This window comes from Bathymodiolus japonicus methanotrophic gill symbiont (assembly GCF_019721995.1).
GTDB lineage: Bacteria > Pseudomonadota > Gammaproteobacteria > Methylococcales > Methylomonadaceae > Methyloprofundus.
Window position 1 is genome coordinate 1 of sequence record NZ_BLYC01000099.1, and the last position, 5,935, is coordinate 5,935.

General features: G+C 40.7%; 7 protein-coding genes and 2 pseudogenes. 7 read left to right on the forward strand and 2 right to left on the reverse strand.

What is annotated here, in order from left to right:
• Positions 1 to 304 (forward strand): annotated as a pseudogene (locus K6984_RS30020) (hypothetical protein); the annotation flags it as partial.
• Between the two features lie 18 nt (positions 305 to 322).
• Positions 323 to 1,072, forward strand: a complete 750-nt coding sequence (locus tag K6984_RS30025; RefSeq protein ID WP_221898622.1) for a DUF5384 family protein — start codon at positions 323 to 325, stop codon at positions 1,070 to 1,072.
• Position 1,073: 1 nt separating this feature from the next.
• On the opposite strand, the gene K6984_RS35555 is transcribed toward K6984_RS30025, so the two are convergent.
• Positions 1,074 to 1,199 carry a hypothetical protein gene (locus tag K6984_RS35555; protein ID WP_263458925.1) on the reverse strand — a complete coding sequence of 42 codons (126 nt, stop codon included), beginning with the start codon at positions 1,197 to 1,199 and terminating at the stop codon, positions 1,074 to 1,076.
• A gap of 37 nt (positions 1,200 to 1,236) precedes the next feature.
• Positions 1,237 to 1,596: a hypothetical protein gene (locus K6984_RS30030; protein ID WP_221898623.1), complete on the reverse strand. Its 360-nt coding sequence runs from the start codon at positions 1,594 to 1,596 to the stop codon at positions 1,237 to 1,239.
• A 1,331-nt stretch (positions 1,597 to 2,927) separates the two neighbouring features.
• On the opposite strand from K6984_RS30030, the gene K6984_RS30035 reads away from it, so the two are divergent.
• From K6984_RS30035 to K6984_RS35565, 5 genes and pseudogenes are all read left to right on the forward strand, one after another.
• Positions 2,928 to 4,427 (forward strand): pentapeptide repeat-containing protein, encoded by a 1,500-nt coding sequence (locus K6984_RS30035; RefSeq protein WP_221898624.1) that lies wholly within the window; start codon positions 2,928 to 2,930, stop codon positions 4,425 to 4,427.
• A 599-nt stretch (positions 4,428 to 5,026) separates the two neighbouring features.
• A pseudogene (locus K6984_RS30040) lies at positions 5,027 to 5,233 on the forward strand (IS6 family transposase); the annotation flags it as partial.
• Between the two features lie 22 nt (positions 5,234 to 5,255).
• A complete protein-coding gene (locus K6984_RS35560) occupies positions 5,256 to 5,384 on the forward strand; it encodes a hypothetical protein (protein WP_263458596.1) in 129 nt (42 codons plus the stop codon).
• Between the two features lie 26 nt (positions 5,385 to 5,410).
• Entirely contained in the window at positions 5,411 to 5,593 is a 183-nt protein-coding gene (locus K6984_RS30045) for a hypothetical protein (RefSeq protein ID WP_221898625.1), read from the forward strand.
• Between the two features lie 63 nt (positions 5,594 to 5,656).
• Positions 5,657 to 5,785, forward strand: coding sequence for a hypothetical protein (locus tag K6984_RS35565; RefSeq protein WP_263458596.1), 129 nt, complete (start codon positions 5,657 to 5,659; stop codon positions 5,783 to 5,785).
• Positions 5,786 to 5,935: the final 150 nt, after the last annotated feature.

Below are 5,935 nucleotides of genomic sequence, written 5' to 3' on the forward strand. Positions count from 1 at the left end.
GGTTGCAGGAGGGCTATTAGGAGCTGTTGCAGGAGGAGTCGCCGGTAATTATTTAGGTAATAATACTGGCGCAGCACTAGGCGGTCTTGCTGGCGGTGCTACTGGAGTTGCAACAGGTTCACTTGTTAATAATAAAGTAATGGTAGATGGAGTTACTCTGGCGTACCAAATTGATGGTGCACTACAGAGTTCTACACAAGTTGGTTTTGCATGTGAGTATAAAACAGGCATAGCTATTATGGTAAAAACCAGTGATAACAATACTCGCATACAGCCTAACGCAACTTGCCCGACAAGATCATAATTATTAAGGACACTAAAAATGAAATTTAAAATATTTTTAGTATTCTATTTATTTAGTTTCAATATTTTGGCTGATTCAATGTCAGATCAACTTAGTGCTTTTGAAAATGTTGAAAATAAAATAAAAGTAGAAAAAAAGTTAGCGGAAGAAAAAAGACTTCAGAAAATTGCTAAAGAAGCAGAGAGAAAGAGAATTAAAGCTGAAAGAGTAGCTAAACGAGTAGCTAAACGTAAGAAATTTTCTAGAGATAGAAAAATAGCAAGGGAAAAGGTTCTTGATGATCGTAAAGTTGCAGACAAAAAACGTAACCAAGATTACGAGAATAAAATAAGAGATCTTAATATTTTAGAACGTACTGCAAAAATAAATAATTCTAATAAAATGTTTCAAGAATCGTTAGATGATAAATATAGAAATCATGATTACGAAGATGAGAAGCGGAGTATAGAGCTATCAGTTGCAAAGGCAAAAGCAAAAAGAGCTAATGATTTTATTGATATAGAATTAAAAAAGAAAAGATCTGAGGCAGATGATTCTAATAAAATGTTTCAAGAATCGTTAGATGATAAATATAGAAATCATGATTACGAAGATGAGAAGCGGAGTATAGAGCTATCAGTTGCAAAGGCAAAAGCAAAAAGAGCTAATGATTTTATTGATATAGAATTAAAAAAGAAAAGATCTGAGGCAGATGTAATTCAATCAAAAGCTGATGGATTAAGAAATATTTCAGAAGGAAAGCACTTACGAAAAGGCTTTTTTGATTAGATCAAAGAGCACAGGCGCGCCATGCTACCTCATGAAATTTTGGGACTCCTGTCGCCGTAATTCGTTCACCTACGCAGCGAATAGGAGATGCTCCAGCCGCCCTGCGTCCGCCACAGACTGAGCACAAAGCAGCTCAGTCATGGCTACCACAAATGGCTCTACGGCTATTCGGGATAAAATTTTAGCCTCCCTCGCGCGCTATCGCGCACTTCGGATTGGCAAATTTCCCTGCGCCTTCTGGAGACTATCAGCCCGTCCGGGGCTGACAGCGACCGATGATGGGCTTTAAAGCGTTTCACTCCGTCCAAGCAACCGCTGAAAATCATGGAAACGTAGCTTAGCGAAGTGGTGATTTTTAGTCCCTGATAGGCGACAGGGCAATTCGCTGATTCGACGTGTGCTAGCAGCACGCGAGAGGAGCAAGAATTGCATTCCGAATAGCCGTCCAGCCAGTGAGGTAGTAATGACGAAGCGTCTTTTGTGCGTAGTCGTTGCGGACGCAGGGCGTTCAGGGCATCTCCCATCCGCTGCGTAGGTGAACGAATTATGGCGACAGGAGTCCCGGAATTTCGTGAGGTAGCATGGCGCGCCTGAATTGATGGAATTGAAACAACACATATGATCCGAAAGGGACAATTGTCTGAGGAAAATATTCCTGCTTATAAGCAGTTTATGGCTTTAGCAGGATAGTTATGCCTGAAGACCAGGAAGTCTGCGCTTTTAATGATTATTGCGACAGAACCTATTTTATGGCGCGAGTGAGCGGCATACCCAAGAGGGGGAGGTAATAATGTCTCATTCTTTTTTTTGCGATAGAACTAAAACTTGGTCATCACAGCCCTTTATTTAGTAAATGAACAGCGATGACAGAACGCCCCCATGTTTCATGAACTTAGGGGGATGACGAGCCAAGAACAAATCTCTAAAGGACTTAGCTTAGAAGTCTTAACTACAGCTAAACTTGCTATGTCTTGCTTGTATGAGCTAAAGTTATTGGTAATAAAATCTGATATTTCCTCTTTCAGGTTTAAAAACAAGCCCCCGAACTTTTAAAGTTTAGGGCTAAAAGGCAAAAAAAAACCCAAGCATTTTTAAGTGCTTAGGTTTTTTTGCCTTTATTAAAGGTTGTGTATGAGTGATTACAGTCACTCACCACAGCTTGAAAGTAAGAGACACACTCTTGCAATCAAACGAATACTAATTATATCTTAATTAGTCTCTCATTTGTTAAGCATTTCAAGTTTTCTCTCTCTTCTTTACAAGCTCAGCCCCTATTTTGGACTCAAGATGTTTTGGGATAGGTCAGGACAGCGTTGCCGATCAAGGACTTTGCTAAGGTAACCCATAAGGCATTTTTTGTATAAAGTAGAAGTCGCAAGCTTATAGCCGTTTTGATTGCGAGATTTGAATTTTATAGTGCAAAAGGTGGCGCGTTTGGAGCAGGGGCGGATATTTTATATATCTGGTAACGCGCAGAGCGTAACGGTTGTGAAAGGGGCTTAAAAACTCGAGTAACACGATCTCAATATATACAGAAACTCAAGCTGATATTCTCTGTTTTTTTAAGCAGTTTTTCGGAGGGGGGAGCTGTGAAAGGGATTTTGTCCGCCTGCCTTAGGGGGTCAATGGCTGTACTATCTATCTCTTTATTCTTACAAAAATACAATTGATTATTATTGATGCGCGGAGCGCGGTTTAAGAGAAACCATATTGCTGTGATTGATAGTGATTGTGGAGAATGTGTTGGCTAGTGTTGGTAAGGTGTGGGTAACATCTTTTCCGTTATCCATGCTTTATCAATACGTCCCGTAGGGAGCCAATATATTCTCCACATGAACGGTACACCTCAGAATTTGTGGAATGCGGGCTGCGAGCATTACAGGAGCTAATTTTACTTGTACGCGCACGTGAAAAACAAAAAATAGGAAGATTAGCTATGAACACTAACTATAAAGATAAAAAGACTATATCTGGGGATGACCAAGAAGCCTTCAATGAATTCTTAGCAGGTAAAGAAAGATGGAATGCTTATGTTGAAAAACATGGCGATGATACGGAAGTGGACTTTTCAGGTATCGATTTTCCAAAGCGCCGGAAAAATGTTGACGAATTGAACTTTTCAGGGTATCGGTTTCCGACGAAAGGTGTCGTGAACTTTGGGAATGGTAACGTTAACTTCACCTACGCCAATTTTGGCCAGGGTGTTTCTTTCATGTGTGCCAATTTCGGAGAAGGAGACGTGAATTTTAGCAACGCCCAGTTCGGCGAAGGAAATGTGGATTTTAGGATGGCCAATTTCGGAAAGGGTGATGTGTATTTTTATAATGTTAATTTTGGCGATGGCTATGTGAATTTCAATTATGCCAAATTCTTGGGCAAAGGGATGGTGTCATTTAATGAGGCCGAGTTTGGAGAGTGTTCTGTAGAATTCTATTGTGTCCAGTTTGGCGATGGCGATATAGGCTTTTATAAGGCTAAGTTTGGCAAAGGCGCTGTGAAATTTAATCGCGCCCAGTTCGGAGATGGCTATGTGAAATTCAATGGCGCGCAGTTCGGAGATGACGATGTGGAATTCAGTTACGCTAAGTTCGGCAATGGCGATCTTGAATTCAAGGGGGCTAAGTTCGGTAATGGGACACTAAATTTTGAGCACTGTGAATTTAAAGGGTATGTCTCGTTCCAGTCAATGACTGACCCCAAGACATTGTTAAAAATCTCTTTACGTCATAGCAGTTTTGATAAATCTTTGGATATTTCAGACAATACATTTAACTGCATCCCGGATTTAACCAATACAAAGTTAACCAATCAAGTGTCTCTAGACAGGATGGAAATATCGGATAATTATCCTCCGAAGGGTGATTTCGATAAAAGTGATGGAGAACGTTTATGTCGCCTAAAAGAACTTGCAAAGGCTAATAAAAACCACCAACAGGCACTGGGTTTTCATGTTATAGAAATGCGAGCCAAACGCTATAACACTAAGCTTATTAAGGGTAAAACACCTCATATGTTGCTGGACATACTTTTTGATATAGCATGTCTCTATGGCCAGAGTATTATACGCCCCTTGCTCTCGCTTAGTGTACTAACTATTGTCTGTGCGTGTATTTATGCTTATGAGTCTAGCTTAGATTATTTTCCTTTCTGTTACGGGCTCTTGTATTCTTTATCTCAGGTATTTTCATTCGTCCCTGCCGGACGTAGCATCACAATTGGTATTCTTGATAAGTTATTTCCATGCGAAACAATAATACCGGACGGAGTCTATTTCTTTAGCCTACTTCAGGGCGTGCTATCGTTTGTACTTTTGTTTTTTATAGGCTTAGGATTTCGTAATAGATTTCGACTCTGAAATTCACTCTCCCACTTTAAAACCTGTTAACTCTATGGAAGTGGACAGTTGCTCCGATGGATACTATTTCATCAAGAAGTGGCGGCAAGTATTTTGTGTTGCGTCCTAGCCGTGATCTTACATTGAGCAGTTCTATTGGGTTCTGTCACAAAAAAAATGATAGAAAAAATGACTAGCACGGAAAATCCTGAATCTTTTTTTGTTCTTTTTACATTCAGGGTTACCTATAGGGGGCGGGGGTCGAATCAAAAAAACGATATGGATTTTCAGGAAATCCAAAAACAAAAATATTGATTTGCAAAAAAGAAAATAGCCAGCAAATCAACAGATTATTAATGACTGATTGCTCCAATAGTTTATGTTAAAAAAACAAGTGTATTTTTTAACATCGCCATAAACACAGCTAATCACCATTAACAAGACCTTATTTATAGTTAATAATGTTAAAAAAGGCTGTTAAAAAACATATCTCATGCTATAGTTAATAAAACCCATGTTAAAAAAGTAAACAGATGAAAATAGGTGGTTCTGTCGCATAAATCCCCCTTCCCGACGTTATCTGCTATCATAATTCTCAATTTCAATAAAAGGTGGATCCCATGCTCAGCTTCAAAGGCACTCACTTTCCAAAAGATGTCATTCTTTATGCTGTTTTCTTTTATGTCAGGTATGGCGTTTCGTATCGCGACCTTGAAGAAATTATGGAAGAAAGAGGTGTTGAAGTGGATCATGCTACGCTCAACCGTTGGGTTATCCGTTATTCTCCTGACATTGCTGTAAACGCTAAATCTCAGAAACGAGAAACCAATAATCGGGGAGTCGCTATTTTTGCGAAAGCTTGTTTTGGGCATCCCAGCCCAAGCAAGCAGCAAAAACTTAACGCGACCACTTATGCCTCCGGCGGCCCCGATTCGTCCTCGTCACCTCGTCCCGACCCAACAAGGGGTCGGAACATAGGCTCCAAAGACTTGACGCCGTGTCGGATGGCCTTTTATTTTGTCTCCACCTTCGCTAACGCTCAGACTCCGACAAAACAACGGCCCTACGGCTATCGCGGACTAAAAATCTTCACTTCGCTAAAGTATAATCCCCCAGCAAATCCAGACAAGAAATCAAAGCAATCTTATTCCAAATTAGTTACTATTTGTAAAAAATTGGAGTATTAAAATGAGCAGAAAAAGAACGGTCTACAGTGCTGAATTTAAAAGCAAGTCGGGGAGTCGCTATTTTTGCGAAAGCTTGTTTTGGGCATCCCAGCCCAAGCAAGCAGCAAAAACTTAACGCGACCACTTATGCCTCCGGCGGCCCCGATTCGTCCTCGTCACCTCGTCCCGACCCAACAAGGGGTCGGAACATAGGCTCCAAATGACTTGACGCCGTGTCGGATGGCCTTTTATTTTGTCTCCACCTTCGCTAACGCTCAGACTCCGACAAAATAACGGCCCTACGGCTATCGCGGACTAAAAATCATCACTTCGCTTAGGCTCCGTTTCCCTGATTTTCAGCGT